Below are 22,634 nucleotides of genomic sequence, written 5' to 3'. Positions count from 1 at the left end.
ATGGTATATATTGAAGGTAATACGGGGAAATGGGAATATGTAATAGGGCTTGAAATCCATGCTCAAATTTCCTCAAAATCTAAGCTTTTTTCAGGAAGTAGTACTATTTTTGCAGCAAGTCCAAATTCGCAGGTTGCCTATGTTGATGCAGCAATGCCCGGGATGTTACCGGTATTAAATAAACATTGTGTACACCAAGCAATTAAAACAGGACTTGGGCTTAAAGCTAAAATAAATAAATATTCAGTATTTGATCGTAAAAATTATTTTTATGCCGATCTGCCGCAAGGGTACCAAATTTCGCAATTTTACTATCCTATAGTACAAAACGGCACTATGGAAATATCGACTAGTACCGGCGATCTTAAAACTATTCGTATTAACCGTTTGCATTTAGAGCAAGATGCGGGTAAATCTATGCATGATCAATCACCACATTACAGCTTTATCGATTTGAATCGTGCCGGTATTGGGCTTATGGAAATTGTGACCGAACCTGATATATCATCACCGGAAGAAGCAGCTGAATTTGTAAAAAAGCTAAGAAATTTGTTACGTTATATTGGCAGCTGTGACGGTGATATGGAAAAAGGCTCGATGCGTTGCGATGCTAATATTTCAGTAAGACGTAACGGCGAACCACTCGGCACAAGATGCGAAATTAAAAATATTAATTCAATTCGTAATATCATTAAAGCAATAGAATTTGAAGCCAAAAGACAAGTAGACTTACTTGAAAGCGGTGAAGCAATAATTCAAGAAACACGTCTATTTAATACCGATAGCGGCGAAACAAGAACTATGCGTTTAAAAGAAGAAGCACTTGATTATAGATATTTTCCTGATCCCGATTTATTACCACTTGTTATTTCTGATGAGTTAATAAATGAGCTAAAAGCAAATTTACCTGAGCTACCTGATCAAAAGATTGAAAAATATATGAAGGAATTTAGCTTAAGTAAATATGATGCCGAAGTAATAGTAGCCGATGAATCGGTTGCTGAGTATTTTGAGAAAGCAGCAAATGAATGTAACCCTACAATGCTTACTAATTGGCTAACTAGTGAATTGTTCGGCCAATTAAATAAAGCATCGATAGGAATAAATGCATGCAAAATTACCCCTAGTAACTTTGCAAAACTGATAAAATTAATAGAAAATGATACTATTTCCGGTAAAATTGCAAAAACCGTTTTTGCAATTATGTTTGAAACCGGTAAAGCACCTGATAAAATAATAGAAGAAAAAGGACTTGTACAAGTTTCGGATAATAACATGCTAAACACGGTAATTGACGAGGTAATAGCTGAAAATCTTGAATCAGTAGAGGGTTATAGAAGTGGTAAGGATAAATTATTCGGTTTCTTTGTAGGGCAGGTAATGAAACAAACCGGCGGTAAGGCTAATCCGAAACTTGTGAATCAGCTTTTAAAGGAGAAATTGAGTTCTTGATGCTATTCCTTTGAAGGTATTGCCCGCGTGGATAGATTTTCCTGTCATTGCGAGCAACCATAGACTTTGTTGCATGGTTCAGTTTCATCGTCATTGCAAGCAGCCGTAGACTACGTGATAATCGCGCCAAATATCCTGAGATTGCTTCGTCAATTACTACGTAATTTTCCTCGCAATGACGCTTTGATATCCGTACAACAATGGCAATGCCTCGTAGGATGACACAGAACATACTCAAACTTAAAACATTATTTTTATGAAATTTCTGAAAATATTTTTGCTATCTTGCTTACTAGTTTCTTGTGAAAAAAAAGAAACGGAAAAAACTTTAATAGTCGGTACTGCCGCAGATAATCCTCCTTATGAATTTATCCAAAACGGAGAGATTGTTGGGATTGATATTGATATTATCAAAGCAATAAGCGAACGTCTAAATAAAAAAGTTATCATAAAAAACTTCGACTTTAACGGTTTACTTGCAGCTTTGGTTAGTGAAAATATTGATGTTGCGGTGGCGGAGCTTTCCGTAACACCGGAGCGTGCCGAATATATCAGCTTTTCCGATAATTATGCTACTGCAAGATTTGCCATAATATATAGAACAGGCGATAATATACAAAATAGCAAAGATCTAGAAAATAAAATAGTAGGGGTACAGCTCGGTAGTGTTTTAGAAAAAAAAGCATACGATCTATCACAGACGATAAATATTAAAGTTCATTCTTTAGCAAATCATTTAATGTTGGTTGAAGAATTAAAAGCCAGAGTCATAGATGCTATTATTTCTGAGGAATTTCAAGGCAAAAAATTAAAAGAAAATAATTTAAATTTAGAAAGCAGTACTTTAGAAGAATTTTCATCCGATTTTGCTATAGGCATGTCTAAAAACTCAGGACTAATTAATGAAATTAATGAGGCAATCGATTCATTAAAAAAAGACGGGACTATTAACAAAATTATGAAAAAATGGCTGGGACAGTAACAGAAAGTCAATTTAAAGATGCTATGAGCCGATTCCCTCAGGGAGTGACTATTATAACAACAAATTACAATAACAAACTTTTTGGCTTTACTGCTAGTTCTCTTACTTCCGTATCTTTAAAACCGCCGTTAATATTATTTTGCCTTAATAAAAACTCTTTTAGTATAAACAGTTTTCAAAAAAGTGATAAGTTTGCAATTAGTATTTTAGCAGAGAATCAAATTGATATCTCAAAACATTTTGCTAAATCACAATCTAATAAATTTACAAAAATTGATTATGAGCTTGGCAATAAAACTGATTGCCCTTTAATAAACGGTGCAACTTATCATATAGAGTGTAATAAATATGCTTCTTACGATGCCGGTGATCATGTTATATTTATCGGTGAAGTAATAAATACCGCTATTAAAAATGATTTAAAGCCTCTATTATATTTTCATAAATCGTATACAAAGATTTAATTTTGGTTATTTTTTGCTGCAAATTATAAGATTTTTTGAAATATAAGTAACTATTCCAGCAAAAATCTTATTAATTTTCGCTAAAAATACCTCAAAATAGCCAATCAATTAGAAATATTCACAGAACCTAGTTTAATTTGAAAAATTGGCATCGTCTAATAAGATCTGCGGTTTGAACTATATTAAGTATACACTTGCGATCCAAAGACTTTAGACGCCTTGCTCTTGTCTAAATTAAACTTCGTCTACTTACTGTTCATTTATTAGGAGTATATATTGCCAATATGTTAAATATCGGTCTTAGTGGTTCTACCGGTAAAATGGGAGAAACCATTCTAGAGAGAATAGATAAATTTAAAGATTGCAAAATTGCAGCAAAATTTAATAGTACTAATAATTTAGATGATTTAGATGATTTTTGTAAAAATTCTGATGTGATCATCGATTTTTCTACCCCTGAAATATTAGAAAAATTAATTAATTATGCATTAAAACATAATACAAAATTAGTAATCGGAACCACAGGTCTCCAACCTCAACATTTTAAGCTTTTAGAAAAAGCAGCTCAAACTTTACCTGTTTTATATTCTGCAAATATGAGTATAGGAGCTAATTTGCTTAGCTATCTAGCTAAAGAAGTAACAAAAATACTAGATGATTATGATGTTGAAATTCTAGAAACGCATCACCGTAATAAAAAAGATTCACCCTCAGGAACTGCTGTTATGCTTGCTGAAACAATTGCAAACAAAAAAGGATTAAATATAACATTTAATCGTGGTAATAGACTAAGAAGCGAAAAAGAAATAGGTATTTCCTCGCTTCGTGGTGGGAATGTTCACGGTATACATGAAATATCTTTCCTAGGTGACGATGAAATAATCACCTTAAAACATGAAGCTCTGAATAAAAATTCTTTTTCTATTGGTGCAATTAAAGCCGCTATTTGGCTACAAGATAAACCTTCTGCTTTATATTCAATGCAAGATATTTATAAAATATAATTAATATAGCTTGAAAAAATACCTTTAAGAGGCTATATTTTATTATGTAAATAACATAATCCTAAGGTTACTTATGATCGATTATACAAAAACTTTAACTGCCGCCTCAAAAAATAAAACTTTTGATGAAGGCTTAAGAAAATACATGCTTAAAGTATATAATTATATGGCTTTAGCACTTTTACTAACCGGTGTAGCAGCCGTAACGACTATATCAGTTGAGCCTATTTATAATTTAATGTTTCAAACAGGCTTCGGTACTATTATAATGTTTGCTCCGCTCGGTATTGCTTTATATTTCTTTATGGGCTTCGGACGAATGAACCTGCAAACGGCACAAATATTATTTTGGGTTTATGCCGGTTTAACCGGTATGTCGCTTGCATATTTAGCTCTTATTTATACCGGTGCATCAATAGCTCGTACTTTCTTTATTTGCTCTTCCGTTTTTGGAGCAATGAGTTTATACGGTTATAGTACAAGTAGAGATTTAACATCTATGGGTTCATTTTTTGCAATGGGTCTTATAGGTCTTATCATTACTTCATTAGTCAACTTGTTTCTAAAAAGTTCGGCTCTTTCTTTTGCTACTTCTCTTATTGGAATAGTAATATTTATGGGATTAATTGCTTGGGATACTCAAAAGATTAAGTCTATGTATTACATGGCAGGAAATGATGAAGTAGGACAAAAGCTTTCTATTATAGCAGCCTTTACTTTATATTTAGATTTTATAAATCTTTTCCTATATTTAATGAGATTTTTAGGCAATAGAAGAGATTAATTGGTATCATTCTTGCAAAGTCATGATTTTATTTCATTGCTTCGGTTTTTTCATTATTATATCATGATCAAATCTATAGTACTGAATAGTTTTTAAAAAGATCTCGATGTTATATCCCCGCAAAAGCGGGGGCCTTGTTGCACGACTTGGAAACTTATTCAATGTCATTCCTACGTGGCATGGTTGCGTAGTTTTCTCACAATGATGAGGATTTGGACCCACGTAACAACACTTTTTCACTATTAGTTAATATTAATCAGGTTATTTTTATGTCTTAAAGAGAAAACTCAACAGAAATTGTTATTACACGAGCAACTTTTTAAAGCCCTGAAAACTAACGATATAGAATTGAATGCCAAAATATTGAGAACCTGCGAAGGCATTGCCGAATCTGTTATTGACCTTTCTAATGATCAATCTCCTACTGCTGAAAGCCTATATAAGCTTATGGCCCTAGCCGATTTAAACACTAAGAATTTAGCTAAAGTTACAACAATAATAAAAAGCTTGTTTCCAGGAGATAAAAACAAGGGATTAAGGGAAATAATCGATGCACCTCTTTTACAGCATTTAGTTATGGCAGAGGCAATTAAATGACAGGCTGAATTAGATGATAGCCGATATAACGCAGATTACAGGAAACTTAAAAAAATAAGAAATCCTAATGATCCTACAAAATTGATGCTCTGCTACGTGATAAGAGGGTGGCACAGCAAGCTGAGTTTGAGGGGACAGGAAAAAAAGCAGCAGGCGTCTCGGCCGGCTATGTTGCTAAAGATAACGTCGGTAATACTTTTATTTTATAAAACTCATGCTGCATGCCAAAAAATACAAGATAATCAGGCACCAAAACAGACTATTACTGACCGGAAGAGACGGAGTACAAGAATTAATAGGCCCTACCATGTATCAATTTTTATTACATGATCACACACCAAAAGAAGGGCTGGTAACAGCGGATGAAAAACACCCTGATTCACTTTATGTACGTTCTAAATTTTTTGATAATGCTGTAACACTAACAGAATTTTCCGGTTTATCAGGTCAAACTAGAGTCAGAGCTAATGATCAAAATTTAAAAAAGTTGGAAGAATTTGAAAAAGCCATAGCTGCTTGTCATATGCTGGGGGAAGTAGATTATCATGCTGGTAATTTAATGGTACAGGATGGTAAAACAATAACCAAAATTGATCATGGTCGCTCTTTTTAGCATTTCATAAGAATTTTGGCAGTATGATTCAATCAACAGCTGCAATGTGCACATCCTGGTGTTGGCTACAGTGCTGCTATTAAAGCAGGTAATTTCTCATTTAGTTGATAAGTCAATTTGATGAGAAACAGATGGAAGCAATAGTTGATCAAAAAATTGATGAATTAAAAAAAGCTGGGTTTGATCCAAAAAATATTGCGTTATCCACTAATATTAAAAATTTTGATGATTTGAGCAAACACTATAAAGGAATGTTTTACCTGAATTTAACAATGGTGGTTGGTTAGAGGATTGCGCTAATTCACCTGTAAAAGACCCGGTACTCTATACAATAGATAATGACATTACAATTGAAGGTAAATATGCTAAAGAGTGGACGTATGAAAATAATTATCAAATTAAAATTTCTATAGGCTTGAAAAAAGAAAATTGTCTTACCGAGCAAGATATTGAGGGTATAAAGAAAAATTTAAAATATCAGGATAATATCGAAAACATGACCAACTTATCAAATGCTAAATCTTGCAAGTTAAATTCTAAAGATACTATATATTACAAGGTAGGAAATTTTTGTGAAAAGAGAAGTTTACCTAGTATCTCAAATTATTTTATGAAACAAATTGCTCCTGAGAATTTAAATAAAATTCATAATACAGAAAAACTTATAGCAGAAAGTATAAAAATTGGTAATGTACTACAACAGCAGAAGCAAGCAGGACTCCAAACAAAAAGAGTAGAAACAGTAAAAGGAATCGCATTCTCTAAATTACAAGCTAGGAAGGAAAGACATCAACAAAGGTAAGCATTGTTGAGTGTATGCCTTAAACGTCATTACGAGTCACAGAGTCGTTGCATAGTCCTAATGTCATTTCTGTAGCTAAAAGCGAAAATCCAGTACTTTTCGCTGTCATACCGTGGCTTGACCACAGTATCTAGAAAAAAATTTTAAAAAGACTAGATCCTGAGATCAAGTCACAGGATGAGATTAATAGTTACTGGCTCTCCGCTTTTAGCTCGAAATGACATACTATAGGCCAAGTTGCGGTATGACATAATAACATACAACAACTATAAATTCTTATTCTTTTTCTGCATTTTTTCTAGCAGACGGTGAGAGCATAATGCTTAGCTCTTTTAGCGCTTTATCCTCTACATAGCTTGGGGCGTTCATTAGTAAATCTTCAGCCTGCTGGTTTAAAGGAAACGCAATTATTTCCCTTATATTTGCTGCTCCCGCAAGCAACATAACGATTCGGTCAATACCGGGGGCTATTCCACCATGTGGTGGAGCTCCAAACTTAAATGCTCTAATCATCCCTCCAAATCTCTTATCAACTTCCTCTTCACTATAACCTGCTATGGAAAATGCTTTATACATAATTTCCGGCTTATGGTTTCTAATAGCACCGCTGGACAGTTCAATACCATTACACACAATATCATATTGGTATGCGGTAAGTTCTAATAACTCTTCAGTGGTTTTAGCTTGCTCTAAAGCATCTATTCCGCCCTGCGGCATAGAAAACGGATTATGGCTAAAATCAATTTTTCCTGTTTCTTCATTTAACTCATAGAATGGAAAATCGGTAATCCAGCAGAATTTAAAACAATCTTTTTCAAGTAAATCAAGCTCTTCACCAAGTCTTATTCTAACCTTACCAGCAAGTTTAGCAGCTTTCTCTTTCTTATCGCTAGCGAAAAATACAGCATCACCATTACTAATACTAGCTGTAGCTTTTAGACTCTCTAATTGCTGCGAGCTTAAGAATTTTACTACCGGTCCTTTTGCTTCACCGGTTTCACTAAACTGAATATAGCCAAGTCCACCTGCTCCTTCTGATATCGCAAACTCTATCATTTTATCGAAAAAACTACGAGGCAGTGCAGCTGCCTTAGGTGCAGGAATTGCACGAACTATGCTACCTTTTTTAATATTCTCTCTAAAGATTGTAAAATCGGAATCTCTAAATATCTCAGTTACATCGGCAATTATAATAGGGTTACGCAAATCAGGCTTATCAGAGCCGTATTTTAGCATAGATTCATTATATGGAATACAAATGAAAGGAGTCTCTGATACTTTCTTATCCGTGAATTTAGTAAATAAATCATACATCACAGGCTCAATAGTACTAAATACGTCTTCCTGTGTAACAAACGACATTTCTACATCTAGCTGATAAAACTCACCAGGTGATCTATCGGCTCTTGCATCTTCATCCCGAAAACAAGGAGCAATTTGGAAATAACGATCAAAGCCTGACACCATCAATAACTGCTTGAATTGCTGAGGTGCTTGCGGTAATGCATAGAACTTACCCGGATGCATTCTACTCGGTACTAAAAAATCCCTAGCCCCCTCAGGTGAGCTTGCTGTTAAAATCGGAGTTTGAAATTCGGTAAAACCGCTTGCCGTCATCAAATGACGAATATGAGAAATAATTTGTGAGCGGAGTATTATATTATTATGTAATTTCTCACGTCTAAGATCTAAAAAGCGATGTTTAAGCCTAGACTCTTCAGGAGCGTCTTTTTCGGTATTAATAACAAAAGGTAGAGTGTCCGCAGCTGACTCAACACTAAATTCCACAACTAGCACTTCAACATGACCTGTCGGAAGCGTATTATTAATCGTGTCCTCTGATCTTGCTACAACTATACCCCTTACCGTAATTACCGACTCATAACGCAAACGACTTGCATCCTCCATAAGCTGAGGGTTTTGATCAGTAAACACGATTTGAGTTATACCGTAATGATCACGTAAATCTATAAAAACTAGATTCCCGTGATCTCTTCTTCTATGTACCCAACCGGATAGCTTAACTTCTTTTTCTACATCGGATATTTGTAATTCGTTACAATTATGAGTTCTGTATTTATGCATTTTTATTATACGATCTCCCCCTATATTATATACATAAAATTGCAAATTTTCACAAATAAAAACTAAAAATTTATCTTGCCAAAGTTTTATCTTGATATTGCAGCAGCTTTTGGCTTTGATGGGCATTGCTGATAATTTTGTTGTTGAGGTTTTACTTGATTTAACTCACCTTTAATCCATTCATATATTGCTTTCTTAGGATTTTTAATTATCTCTGCAACATTTTCAACTAGATTTATTATTCCTTTAACTAACGATAATACATCTTTTGCTATTTCACCTATAGAATTATTACCTGCTTGTAGTTTTTCTTGGTCTTGCTTAGACAAATTACTACGTATCCTATTCATTCTTGATTTAAGCTCATCTTGTTCTAGCTCTTCTTTTGTAAAATGTAACTTAAGTTTTCTATCAACAATTTTTTGTTCTTCCGGAGTTAAATTTTTATATTGATCAACAAGCTTATTAACTTTTTCTTGTTTTTCCGGTAGTTTTGAAATATTTTCAGCAATATTTGGCATTTGTTTCTCTTATAAAAGTTAAAACATGTTAATTTTGTACATTATATATATATTTTAACTTTATACAAGAAAAACTTTAATAGAAATTAACCTCTGAACGCAGCCTTAATACCTAGAAAGTCTAAAAAATTTCGTAATTCTTGACGTGCAAGCACATGTGAGCTATTAAATGCTCTATCATATTTTGCAGTTTTTAGATCAAATAATGTTAGACCTTGTAAAAATAACTCCCTATATATTACACGTTCACTAAATCCTTCTGTAAGTTTAAAGTTAATTCTTTTAGCAAGTTTAGCTAATACATTTCCTACGCGTCTTTTATTTAATGCATCAAGATTACTTAAACGATTACGAAGTATTACCCACTCTATACTAATTCTATCACGACTAGCGCGTTCCATTTTCTGTTCCCAAATCATTTGACTATATATTGATGGGCTAATAATTTCATCCTTGCTATCGACTTTTGCTATTACGTCTAAATCTAGAAAGCTATCATTAATCGGTGTAATAATTGTATCAGCGTAAGAATGAACAACCTTTGATAAAGGAGTATGACTGCCTGGGGTATCAATCACTATATAATCGACATCCTGATTATTTTTGAGTATCTGCTCAAAACTCTTTGCTTGCTCTTCTACTTCGCTTTCCGATATATGAAAATGTTTCGGTACTAATACAGGTTTATCAGGATTGTGTTTATTATATAAATCTCGATTTTTTAAATAATTCGTTAACGAACTTTGACGTGAATCGGTATCTATACTTACTACCGAATAATTTTGATAAAGCAGAGCGATTATTAGATGCATAGAACAGGTAGTTTTACCTGCTCCGCCTTTCTCATTACCTATAACAAATATATAAGGTTTATTTATTGTGTTCATAATTATATTCAGAATAAACGAATAGTAAATAGACGAAGTTTAATATCATTCTTAGCTCAGTATTGCCCATGTGGATAATTTTTTCCGTCATTGCGAGAAAATTACGTAAATAATTGACGAAGCAATCTCAGGATATTTGATAAGATTGCTACACAACCTACGGCTGCTTGCAATGACGACTCGGTATCCATGCAGGCAATGCAATACAAGAATAGCATTTAAGTATATTCTTTGATAAATTTCTCTAGTAATCTCACGCCGTATCCTACTGCCCCCTTAGGACCGAGTGCTGAAGCTTTATTACTATTTGCAACGCCTGCTATATCTAAATGAGCCCAATCTACTCCATCTTTAATGAAACGTTTAATGAAATGTGCAGCTATGCAGCTTCCGGCACCTCTCGGTACGTTCCCGATATTTGCCATATCGGCTATGTCGGAGTTAATCATTGCATCGTACTCATCGTGCAGCGGCATTCTCCAAAGTTTTTCATTAACTTCTTCCCCTACTTTTATTAACTTATCAGCTAACTCATCATTATTGGAAAAACAACCAGCATATGTATTACCAAGTGCTACGGTTATTGCCCCTGTTAGAGTTGCAACGTCAATCACACATTTAGGCTTAAATTTTTCTTGTGCATACCAAACAGCATCAGCAAGTACTAAACGCCCTTCTGCATCGGTATTTAAAACTTCAACAGTTTGCCCTGACATGGTAGTTACTACATCTCCTGGACGCTGTGCATTACCAGACGGCATATTTTCAACAAGCCCTACAACACCGACTAGATTTATAGGTAATTTTTGACCGGCAACCGCAATGATGGTACCCACAACTGCTGCAGAACCTCCCATATCGTATCGCATTAAGTGCATATCACTTGACGGTTTTAATGAAATACCGCCTGTATCAAAAATCACTCCTTTACCGACCAAAGCAATAGTCGGAGCATCTTTACTGCTGCCTTTATATTCCATCACCACTAACTTTGACTCGTTTTGTGAACCTTGCCCCACACCAAGTAATGCTCCCATACCAAGGTTTTTCATCTCACGTTCACCGATAACATCAACATCTACCCCTAGCGGTTCAAATATATCAACTATTCTTTCGGCATAAACTTGAGGAGTTTTAATATTTGACGGTTCATTACTTATATCTCTTGTAAAAAATACTGCTTCAGCAATTAATTTTTTGATTTCAAATAATTTTGCCGTTTCAGTGCTATTATTGGTAAAAATTTCAATTGACTCTACTGCGAACTTCTCTGCTTCTTTTAAGGTAGTTCTATATTTATCAAATCTGTAAGAAGCAAGAAACGCACCGCTAGCAACTAAAGATGCAAATGTTTGAGATGTAAACTTGCTAATTCTATTTGTAAGTTTTAAGCTGATAGTAGAAATTTTACAACCGGTTGCATGCTGTAAGATTTTACCACCTAACTCTTCAATTTTTGCTTCAGTTAATTTTTCTTCATTCCCAAGACCTGCTATTATCAAATATCTAACCTCGCCTGATTTAATGACAGACGGAATAACCTTGATCTGTCCATATTTACCGGTAAATTGCAGTTTATTTTGAATAGTTTTAGAAATTAATCCATGATGTTGTTGATCAAGTCCTATTAAATTACTATCAAGCTTTAACTGTTCATCAATAAAAACTACTAGACCTTGATTAGTAGATGATTCTTCATTCACAAAGTTTATGTTAAGCATACTTACTCCTCATATTAATACTTACTCCTTATATTATTTTTGACTTTGGATCATTCTATTTATCTTGATAAAACTTTGCAAGTATTATAATTGATTTAAAACAAAATCTCATTAAATAGCATTTGACAAATGTTAACGTTTTTTATATCTTACTGATGAATTAGTTAAATTTAAGTAATAATATGCCAGTACATGACATCACTTCTTATTTAATTAAGCAGAAGTATAAAATGATTAAAGTATCATGTGAGTTAAACCAAGATATGAATGAGATTTATAGTCTCACGCCTCATCCAATACGATATACTTGCCTTAATTATTTAAAGTTATTATCTCTACCTATATCGCTAGCATTTTATATAACAAAGCTTTGTTTTACGGCTAATCCGGCATGGACATGGATCGGGGTTAATATTTTGCATGAGAAGATGGGTCAAGCAACAGCCAAAAAAATATTACACGGCTTACCTGACGAAGTAGAACCAGATCAAAATATACCTAAAATTGTCGAGTATGTATTTAGACAATATGAAGAAAATCCTACATTAATCCCTCTTATTGAACCTACATTTATACAAAAATTTTTAGCAAAGGCCGGTAAATATATTCCTGCTTTGTCTAAAATAGTAAAGTTTTGGAATGAAGGAGGAATTAACTATTCTGATGAAATACAAACAACACGAGCGTTAATTGACGTTATTTATAAACAAATTATTACTAAAGCTTATGAAATAGGTAAAAAAGGAGGAAAACTTGAAATAACAGATGTGATAGCACTTTTCCCAGAGGTAAATTTTGAAGAAAAAGTCAATGCTGAATCAGAAAATCTTGAAATAGAGAAGGTAGAAGTAAGCAATGAAGAGTCTTTAATTTCTGAAGTGCCTGTTAGACATCTTGCCAAACCAGTTTATAGAGAGGAATTTCAAAGAGATACGGAACGCAGTACTGCAGTGTATATAGACATACGTGAGGATGCAAGTACTGGGTCGACGTCTAATTTACCTCTAGAAGTGAAGTTTGGAAAGATGTCTATTGATCAAAAACACGAAGAAGCTACGATTACTACTAATGCAAATAATGGTATTAACCCATTATTAGTAAACTTACTCATGTTACAAGCTTTACATGATGAAATTCGTCAAACAGTACTGAAAACTTATATTGAACATTGTTTAGCAGAAATTCAGATATCTAAAAATCAAGAAACACTTAAAAACTTCCAACATGAAGATTCTTTTTTAGCATACAGTAATTATAATAATACGTTCTTTGAACAATCAGTATCTTATTTAGGTCAAACCTACGAGCATTTAACAGCACCGATTGCTTGTTATTAAAGTATCATTTCTGCAACCGGGAAATAAGAAAAAGCCTATAAAAATCAAGTTTTTATAGGCTTTTTTTGTCACTAATGCGTAGTAAGGTTCTTTTTCTGGATTCCCGCTTCTAAGCTAGGAAGGCATTGTTGCGTGGATACTCCCCCCCTGTCATTGCGAGCAAATTATAAAATAATTGACGAAGCCAGTTCAGGAGTTTGTTATTATTTCATGAGATTGCCATACCAGCATAAATGCTGGCTTGCCATGACGTTTTTTTATAAACTATCCGGTACATGAAGATCAACTTGGAAAAGAACAAATGGTCTGTAAGTCGAGGAGCGGAGCGTATATTAAACGTTCAGCATCCTAGGACTTACAAAGACGACACAGTCAATTTTTTTAAGTTCTATCTTTAGTATATTTATACATTCTCTTCATCAAGTTTTACGGCTGCTTTACGCATTTTATCCATAAAGTAACCGGTTCCAGCAGGTACTAATCGTCCAACTATCACGTTTTCTTTTAGTCCTCGCAACTTATCTACTTTACCAGCAATAGCTGCTTCAGTTAAAACTCTAGTAGTCTCTTGGAATGATGCCGCAGAGATAAACGATCTAGTTTGCAGAGAAGCTTTAGTAATACCTTGTAATATTAATTGTGCTTCAGCAGGTTTTAAACCGTTTTTCATAGCTTTTTCATTTATCTCATCAAATTCATGTCTATCTATTTTTTCACCTACTAATAACGTAGTTCCGCCTGAATCCGTAACCTCTACTTTTTGTAACATCTGACGGATAATAACTTCTATGTGCTTATCATCAATCTTTACACCTTGTAGACGATAAACGGCTTGAACCTCCTTAACAATATAATTTGCAAGAACCTCTACGCCCATTACTTTTAAAATATCTTGAAGTACCGGATTACCGTCAATCAATAAATCACCTTTTTTAACAAAGTCACCTTCGTTAACTACAACATGCTTGCCTTTTGGTACCATATACTCAATAGACATTGTTTCATCAATTGGATGTATAATAATACGTCTTTTAGATTTATAGTCTTTACCGAATTCTACTCTACCGTCAATTTCGGCAATAACTGCATGATCTTTAGGGCGTCTTGCTTCTACAAGCTCGGCAACTCTCGGTAAACCACCGGTAATATCTTTAGTAGTGGTTGATTCTTTCGGTATACGTGCAATGATATCACCTACCGATATTTGTACTCCGTCTTCTACACTTAAAACTGCTCCAACCGGCAAGTAATATCTAGCTTCTAAACCGTTTGATAAGGTGATAACTTCACCTTTAGCATCTAAAAGCTGTATACGCGGGCGTAATTCTGCACCACGTGAATATTGCTTTGATTCAATAATAACTTTACTCGGTATTCCGGTCGCTTCGTCAGTTACGTCACGAATAGAAATACCCTCAACCATATCTTTGAATAAAACTTTACCTGACTTCTCCGTGATAATCGGTATAGTATAAGGATCCCATTCTGCTAGTTTTTGAGTTTTAATCACCATATCACCGTCATCAACAAGTAATCTAGCACCGTATGGAATTTTATGACGAGCCTTTTCATTACCGTTATTATCAAGCAATAATAATTCACAATTTCGGCTCATAACAATTTTGCGTTCTTCGGAATTAATAACAACGTTACGACTTATAATTTTCACTTTTGCGTCATAGGAAGCGTCTACGGAAGAAACCTCAGCACCTTTTGTTGCCGCGCCTCCGATATGGAAAGTTCTCATTGTAAGCTGCGTACCCGGTTCACCGATAGATTGAGCAGCAATAACCCCGATTGCTTCCCCCTCCGATACTAATGTACCGGTAGCAAGATCCCTACCATAACATATGCTACATATACCGGTAGTACTTTCACAGGTTAATACGGATTTTATCATAATTCTGTCGAGTCCCGCCGACTCAATCTGCTCTAACTTTGCTTCATTAATAAGCTCGCCTTTATTGAGAATTAGATCATTAGTTACCGGATGAAATATATCAACAGCAGCAGTACGACCTAAAATCTTTTCAGCTAAAGGTACTATAACTTCTCCGCCTTCAATAACACTCTTAACTTCAATTCCTTTATCAGTTCCACAATCTTTTTCAGTAATAATACAATCTTGAGCAACATCTACTAATTTTCTTGTTAAGTAACCTGAGCTTGCCGTTTTTAAAGCCGTATCTATTTGCCCTTTACGCATTCCGTTAGCAGAATTAAAACACTCAAATTCAGTTAATCCTTCCTTAAAGTTAGAGATAATAGGAGTTTGTATAATTTGACCGTTTGATTTGGTCATTAAACCTCGCATACCGCCTAACTGCTTAATTTGCTGGAAAGAACCTCTTGCTCCGGAAATAGCCATCATATATATAGCATTTATTTTCTGATGATTTGGAGCATCATTAACCGGCGGTGTAGCAATCTCTTTCATCATGTCGTTTGCTACTCTATCGGTACATCTGGACCAAGCATCGACTACTTTATTATATTTCTCTCCGTAAGTAATTAAACCGTTTGAATATTGTTGTTCAAATTCTTTTATTTCAAGCTGAGTTTCGTTGATATGAGTACTCTTAGATTCCGGTACTACCATATCGTCCATTCCAAAAGAAATACCTGAAGAACAAGCATATTTAAAACCTAGTTTCATTAGCTGATCGGCAAAAATTACCGTAGCTTTTTGACCACAGTGACGATAAACTAAATCTATAACTAATGATATGTCTTTTTTAGTTAGTTGTTTATTAATAAACTTGAAGTCTATATTAGGGTTAGAAGGCAATAACTCACCGACCATTAACCTACCGTAAGTAGTATCAATGATAACAGGGACCATTTTACCTTCGGCATTTAACTGATTTCTGCGATATTTTATCTTTGTATGAATAGTTATAAATTTATTATATAAAGCATGTTCCATCTCAGCTAAATCTGAGAACATCATCCCTGTGCCTACTTCATTATCAAATGCAAGGGTTAGATAATATAAACCAAGCACTATATCTTTATCCGGTACAATGATAGGACGACCGTTTGCGGGGCTTAAGATATTATTTGTAGACATCATAAATACCCTAGCTTCAAGCTGTGCTTCAATCGATAACGGGATATGTACTGCCATCTGATCACCATCAAAATCCGCATTGAACGCAGCACACACAAGCGGATGAAGCTGGATCGCTTTACCTTCAATTAATAGCGGTTCAAATGCTTGAATACCAAGCCTATGTAACGTCGGAGCCCTATTAAGTAAAACCGGATGCTCTCTAATTACTTCTTCAAGCACGTCCCACACTTCGGATTTTTCAGCTTCCACCATTCTTTTAGCGGCTTTAATAGTTGTAGCGATGCCGTACAACTCAAGCTTAGAATAAATAAACGGCTTAAATAACTCCAGAGCCATTTTTTTAGGTAAACCGCACTGGTGAAGTTTAAGCTCAGGTCCTACCACGATAACCGAACGTCCTGAGTAATCAACCCTCTTACCTAGCAAGTTCTGACGGAAACGCCCCTGCTTACCTTTAAGCATATCACTTAATGACTTAAATGGACGCTTATTAGCATTTTTCGCTGCTCTACCGCGACGACCGTTATCAAATAACGCATCCACCGCTTCTTGTAACATTCTTTTTTCGTTTCTGACTATTATATCAGGAGCTTTTGACTCTATTAATTTCTTTAAACGATTATTTCTATTAATTACTCTTCTATAAAGTTCATTTAAGTCTGAAGTAGCAAATCTTCCGCCGTCAAGCATAACAAGCGGTCTAATTTCAGGAGGAATAACCGGTAAAACATCCATAATCATCCATTCCGGCTTGTTTTCCGACTCTAAAAAATCCTCTACTAATTTTAAACGCTTTACTAATTTTTTCTTTTTGACTTCTGAAGAAGTGGTTTGTAATTCCTTGTATAATTCTTGCTTTAACTTTGAAAAATCAAGCTCTTTAAGCATTTGTTGTATTACTTCTGCACCTATAGAGGCAGTAAATGCATCTTCACCGTACTTATCTTTTGCTTTCTGTAATTCTTCCTCTGTTAAGAGTTCGCCTTTTTGTAAAATTGATAGCCCTGGATCAACTACTACATAATTTTCAAAATAAAGAATCTTTTCTACATCTCGCATTGTCATATCAAGAAGTGTACTAATTCTTGAAGGTAGCGACTTTAAAAACCAAATATGAGCAACGGGAGCTGCAAGTTCAATATGCCCCATTCTTTCACGTCTTACTCTAGAAACCGTAACTTCAACGCCACATTTTTCACACGTAATTCCACGGTTTTTCATCCGCTTATATTTACCGCAGAGACATTCATAATCTTTTACCGGACCAAAAATTCTTGCACAAAATAAACCATCTTTCTCAGGTTTAAAAGTTCGATAGTTAATTGTTTCAGGTTTTGTTACTTCACCGAAAGACCACGAACGTACCTGATCGGGACTTGCTATATTAATCCTTATCTGATCAAATTGCTGAGTATTACTTAATTGTCCGTAAAAATTTACTACGCTCATAAATACTTTTCCTTAAAAATTACTCGTATATACTCGGTGAATTTCAAAAATTGGTGTTGTCGTTCTACAAGTTCTGCGGTGCTCTCACGTATTAAGTATACGCTCCGCTCCTTGCCTTGTGAACTCCTAGCTCTTTTTGAAATTGACCTTCGTCTACCAAGAGTTCTTATTGCACCCTATATGTCATTCCCACAAAAGCGGGGATCCAGTAAAACAGATAAAAAACAAGTTTTTTATCTGCTTAAATGACCTATCTTTCTTAACTTGAAGTTACTTCAAGTTTTACGTTAAGACATAAAGATCTAAATTCTTTTATCATAACATTAAATGATTCAGGAATGCCTGATTCAAAATTATTTTCACCGCGTACTATAGAATCATAAGTTTTGATCCTACCGTTTACATCATCCGACTTAACCGTTAACATTTCCTGTAACGTATAAGCTGCACCGTAAGCTTGTAATGCCCAGCATTCCATTTCCCCGAAACGCTGTCCGCCGAAATGAGACTTACCTCCAAGCGGTTGCTGCGTTACTAAACTATAAGGTCCTATAGAACGGGAGTGAATTTTATTATCGACTAAATGATGCAATTTCAGCAAATATTTCTGCCCGACGGTTACTAGACGGTCAAAATATTCACCGGTTCTACCGTCAATTAATTTCACTTGTCCTGAAGGGTCTTGACCGGCAAGCTTTAGCATATCTTTAACATCCTGAACTTTTGCCCCGTCAAATACAGGAGTTGCAAAATGGACGCCTTTACTTACTTTCTTACAAAAAGAAATAATCTCTTCTTCTGGTCTTTCAAGTATAGAATTAATATTTTCTCCATACAGTTCAATTAAGAATTTCTTAATCTGCTCAATACCTATATGTTTATCTTTATATTCCTTTACTAAGGTAGATATTTTTTTTGCTAAATTTATTGATGCCCACCCAAGATGCGTTTCTAAAATCTGTCCTATATTCATACGGGACGGAAGACCTAGAGGGTTAAGAACGATATCTACCACAGTTCCATCTTCTAAAAACGGCATATCTTCTTCAGGTACGATACGTGAAATAACACCTTTATTTCCGTGTCTTCCTGCCATTTTATCCCCGGGTTGTAATTTATGCTTAGTTGCAATAAATACTTTTACTACTTTTAAAGCTCCCTGAGGTAAATCATCACCACTTTGCAATTTCTCTACCTTAGTAGCAAATCTTTTATCAAGCGCCTCTTTTTTCTCATCATAATGAGTCTTTATCTGCTCTATTTCATTCATTACATTTGCATCTTCCACGGTAATCTGCCAAAATTGCCCTTTAGATAAGCCTTTTAGCATTTCAGTAGTAATAGTTTGTCCTACTTTTACTTGCTTAGGACCGTTAATAATCACCTGCCCTACTAAAAGCTTTTCAAGCCAACTAAACACAAAATGCTCAATAATTTCTAATTCATCATCTCTGTCTTTTGCTAATTTTTCAATTTGTTGTTTTTCAATAGCAATAGCTCGCTGGTCTTTTTCTACACCTCTACGAGAAAATACCCTTACTTCTACTACAGTTCCGCTAACTCCGGAAGGTACATGCAGCGATGAATCTTTTACGTCAAAAGCTTTTTCCCCAAAAATAGCACGTAGTAGCTTCTCTTCAGGAGTAATAGGCGATTCACTTTTCGGTGTTACTTTTCCAACTAAAATATCACCGGCTTTTACTTCTGCACCTATATAAATTATTCCGACCTCATCAAGATGACGCAACGCTTCTTCACTTACATTCGGTATATCACGGGTAATTTCTTCAGGACCAAGGCGTGTATCTCTAGCTATTACTTCAAACTCTTCAATATGAATAGATGTAAATACATCCTCTTTTACTATACGTTCGGATATTAAAATGGAATCTTCAAAATTATAACCGTTCCAAGGTAAGAAAGCTACAAGCACGTTTCTACCTAAAGCAATTTCACCGTTATCCGTACTAGGACCGTCAGCTATAATATCGTTTTTCTTAACGTAATGACCGACCTTAACTAAAGGCTTTTGATTTATACAAGTATTATGATTGGATTTTTGGAATTTTAGTAAGTTATAAATATCAACCGAAGGAGAACCATCAACTTTTTGTTCTAAAGTTCTAATTACGATTCTATTTGAATCTACCTGCTCAACAATACCGTCATGTAATGCAAGCACTGACGCTCCGGAATCTTTAGCTACTACCCCTTCAACTCCGGTACCTACAAAAGGTGCATCCGTTTTAATTAAAGGAACGGCTTGTCTTTGCATGTTTGAACCCATCAAAGCACGGTTAGCATCATCGTTTTCTAAGAAAGGTATAAGAGAAGCTGCAACCGATACTACCTGCATAGGAGTCACATCAATGAAATCTACCTCATACGGTTCTACCATTACAAAATTACCGCCTTCAACACGGCAATTAATAAACTCTCCTTGCAGCTTTCCGTCTTTATTAACTTTAGAATTTGCTTGTCCGATTTTGTATTTACCTTCTTCAATAGCAGAAAGATATACCACTTCATCGGTTACACATCCATCTTTAACTCTTCTATACGGACTCTCTATAAAACCATGTTTATTTATTCTAGCATAAGTAGCCATAGAGTTAATTAACCCGATATTCTGACCTTCAGGTGTTTCAATAGGACAAATACGACCGTAATGAGTCGGATGTACGTCACGCACCTCAAAACCTGCTCGATCTCGACTAAGACCTCCGGGACCGAGTGCTGACAGCCTTCTTTTATGAGTTATTTCTGATAATGGATTGGTTTGATCCATAAATTGGGATAATTGGGAGGTACTAAAAAATTCTTTTACTACTGAAACTAAAATTTTTGAATTTACTAAATCATGAGGCATTACAGTATCAACATCACCTGCCGACATCCTTTCAATTACAGATTTTTCCATTCGGACTAAACCTATTCTAAATTGATTTTCTATCAATTCACCTACCGATCTAACCCTTCTATTACCTAAATGATCAATATCGTCTATGATACCTTTACCGTCTTTAAGTTCTACTAAAACTCTTACGATATTTTTAATATCATCAACTGTTAAAACCGTAACTTCTTCAGAAACATTCAGTTCTAACCTAGAATTCATTTTTATTCGCCCAACTTCCGAAAGATCATATCTTTCCGCATCAAAGAATAAATTATAAAACAGGCTTTCAGCCGCTTCGATATTAGCAGGTTCGCCTGGTCTTAGAACTCTGAAAATATCACATAATGCTGCCTCACGATCCTGATTTTTATCAGCAAATAAGGTGTTCCGTATATATGGACCGGACTGAGGATTGATTACTAATACGTTAACATTTTTAATTTTAAGATCATTAATAACATTTAGCATATCAGCAGTAATCATTTCACCGATTTTTGCTAATACTTCATCACTTGCAGGATCTCTTAAATCTTCGGATAGATATTTGCCGATTAAAGTTTCATGAGCTACTAAAATATTATTAAGCCCTTCCCCAAAATATTTTTTAGCCAAACGCGGAGTAATTTTTTGTCCTGCTTTCAGTAGAATATTTCCGGTATCTGCATCTACTAAATCACTTGTTAAACGATGAGCAGTAATATGCTGAGGTATAAATTTAACCGCCCAACCTTTATTTTTAACAAGCTTATAAGTTACTGAATTATAATAAAATTTTATAATTTCTTCAGTACTCATACCTATAGCTCTAAGCAAAGTAGTAGTATAAAGCTTTCTTTTTCTATCAATCCTGAAATAAATAATATCCTTAGCGTCGAATTCTAAATCAAGCCAAGACCCTCTATATGGAATAACACGAGCAGAATATAAAAGCTTGCCGGAAGAGTGGACTTTTCCTTCATCATGATAAAAGAATACACCAGGTGAGCGATGCATTTGTGATACAACTACTCTTTCCGTACCGTTGATAATAAAAGTACCGTTTTTAGTCATTAATGGGATATCACCCATATATACTTCTTGCTCTTTAATCCCTTTAATTTCTCTAGTACCAGTATCCTCATCTATATCCCAAATACTTAATCTTAAAGTAACTTTAAGAGGAGCAGCATAACTTAAACTTCTTTGACTGCACTCTGCTACATCATATTTTGGAGTATCGAATTCATATTTTACAAATTCTAAATTAGCAATATTGGAGGAATCTGAAATAGGAAAAATTGAGTTTAATATAGATTGTAAACCTTTGTTTTTTCTTTCAGAATCTTTAATATTTAACTGTAGAAAGTTTTTCTCATATGAATTTTTTTGAATTTCAATCAAATTCGGTATATCTGCTACTAAATTTATGTGACCGAAATTTTTTCTTATTCTTCTATTATGTGACAAGGGTTGTGCTTCTATATTATCCCTTAATGAAACCATATAATCTCCTGACTGATAAAATTACTGCCCGTATTGCAGTGATTAGGTCCTATGCACTTTTAATAGAATAATCATAATTATGACTCTTTTTAGCTGTAAATCATAAGATTTTTTTGAAATAGTAATAAACTCTCCTCTCAAAAATCTTATTAATTTTCGCTTAAAAATATCTCCTAATTATAATCATTAATCAAAAGTGTTCAGAACCTAGGTTCTGTATATAAAATTTAAATTATTTATATTTTAAACAGTAAAGTTTTTATTGGAATAGATACCCTATTTCAATACAATGCTTATAATTTGCAGTAAAATATACTGTTGTAAATTTTTTTACATAGAACTTAAATTAAAGAAACCTAGTAAGTTTCTTATTTAGATCTTGTGTAGGCTCTACGAACATTTCCAAAAAGATTTGATTTTGGTTATTTGTTTGTTGCAACAAATTATAATATTTTTTTAAAATAGGTAGCTATTCCTTCAAA

12 protein-coding genes and 1 pseudogene are annotated in these 22,634 nt (G+C 34.4%); 7 read left to right on the top strand and 6 right to left on the bottom strand.

Annotated features, from left to right (window positions below; genetic code table 11):
• From gatB to ACPKKV_RS02380, 6 genes and pseudogenes are all read left to right on the top strand, one after another.
• On the top strand, positions 1-1,452 hold the full coding sequence (gatB, locus tag ACPKKV_RS02405) for an Asp-tRNA(Asn)/Glu-tRNA(Gln) amidotransferase subunit GatB (protein ID WP_392506019.1): 1,452 nt from the start codon (positions 1-3) through the stop codon (positions 1,450-1,452).
• Between the two features lie 256 nt (positions 1,453-1,708).
• A complete protein-coding gene (locus ACPKKV_RS02400) occupies positions 1,709-2,434 on the top strand; it encodes an ABC transporter substrate-binding protein (protein WP_392506018.1) in 726 nt (241 codons plus the stop codon).
• Entirely contained in the window at positions 2,419-2,898 is a 480-nt protein-coding gene (locus ACPKKV_RS02395) for a flavin reductase family protein (protein WP_392506017.1), read from the top strand. The genes ACPKKV_RS02400 and ACPKKV_RS02395 overlap by 16 nt, the downstream gene beginning before the upstream one ends.
• Before the next feature lie 284 nt (positions 2,899-3,182).
• Complete coding sequence (gene dapB / locus ACPKKV_RS02390) at positions 3,183-3,902, top strand: 4-hydroxy-tetrahydrodipicolinate reductase (protein ID WP_392506016.1); 720 nt, start codon at positions 3,183-3,185, stop codon at positions 3,900-3,902.
• A 73-nt stretch (positions 3,903-3,975) separates the two neighbouring features.
• On the top strand, positions 3,976-4,686 hold the full coding sequence (locus ACPKKV_RS02385; RefSeq protein WP_392506015.1) for a Bax inhibitor-1/YccA family protein: 711 nt from the start codon (positions 3,976-3,978) through the stop codon (positions 4,684-4,686).
• 255 nt (positions 4,687-4,941) lie between these two features.
• A pseudogene (locus tag ACPKKV_RS02380) lies at positions 4,942-6,698 on the top strand (T4SS effector phosphatidylinositol 3-Kinase RisK1).
• Between the two features lie 276 nt (positions 6,699-6,974).
• Here ACPKKV_RS02380 and aspS read toward each other — a convergent pair.
• The 4 genes from aspS to ACPKKV_RS02360 all read right to left on the bottom strand — a co-directional run bounded on the left by aspS (position 6,975) and on the right by ACPKKV_RS02360 (position 11,912).
• Positions 6,975-8,783 carry an aspartate--tRNA ligase gene (gene aspS, locus ACPKKV_RS02375; RefSeq protein ID WP_392506014.1) on the bottom strand — a complete coding sequence of 603 codons (1,809 nt, stop codon included), beginning with the start codon at positions 8,781-8,783 and terminating at the stop codon, positions 6,975-6,977.
• A gap of 86 nt (positions 8,784-8,869) precedes the next feature.
• Positions 8,870-9,304: a DUF3106 domain-containing protein gene (locus ACPKKV_RS02370; protein WP_392506013.1), complete on the bottom strand. Its 435-nt coding sequence runs from the start codon at positions 9,302-9,304 to the stop codon at positions 8,870-8,872.
• Positions 9,305-9,390: 86 nt separating this feature from the next.
• Entirely contained in the window at positions 9,391-10,191 is an 801-nt protein-coding gene (locus ACPKKV_RS02365) for a division plane positioning ATPase MipZ (RefSeq protein WP_392506012.1), read from the bottom strand.
• 218 nt (positions 10,192-10,409) lie between these two features.
• Positions 10,410-11,912: a leucyl aminopeptidase gene (locus ACPKKV_RS02360; protein WP_392506011.1), complete on the bottom strand. Its 1,503-nt coding sequence runs from the start codon at positions 11,910-11,912 to the stop codon at positions 10,410-10,412.
• Positions 11,913-12,094: 182 nt separating this feature from the next.
• On the opposite strand from ACPKKV_RS02360, the gene ACPKKV_RS02355 reads away from it, so the two are divergent.
• Positions 12,095-13,249, top strand: coding sequence for a palindromic element RPE1 domain-containing protein (locus ACPKKV_RS02355; RefSeq protein WP_392506010.1), 1,155 nt, complete (start codon positions 12,095-12,097; stop codon positions 13,247-13,249).
• A gap of 403 nt (positions 13,250-13,652) precedes the next feature.
• On the opposite strand, the gene rpoC is transcribed toward ACPKKV_RS02355, so the two are convergent.
• Positions 13,653-17,771: a DNA-directed RNA polymerase subunit beta' gene (gene rpoC / locus ACPKKV_RS02350; RefSeq protein ID WP_392506008.1), complete on the bottom strand. Its 4,119-nt coding sequence runs from the start codon at positions 17,769-17,771 to the stop codon at positions 13,653-13,655.
• A 259-nt stretch (positions 17,772-18,030) separates the two neighbouring features.
• On the bottom strand, positions 18,031-22,152 hold the full coding sequence (rpoB, locus tag ACPKKV_RS02345) for a DNA-directed RNA polymerase subunit beta (RefSeq protein ID WP_392506007.1): 4,122 nt from the start codon (positions 22,150-22,152) through the stop codon (positions 18,031-18,033).
• Positions 22,153-22,634: the final 482 nt, after the last annotated feature.

Origin of the sequence: Rickettsia finnyi, from assembly GCF_049668125.1 — a bacterium.
GTDB lineage: Bacteria > Pseudomonadota > Alphaproteobacteria > Rickettsiales > Rickettsiaceae > Rickettsia > Rickettsia kotlanii.
Note: the sequence above shows the minus strand (reverse complement) of the source record. Positions and strands in the feature narration are given on the sequence as shown.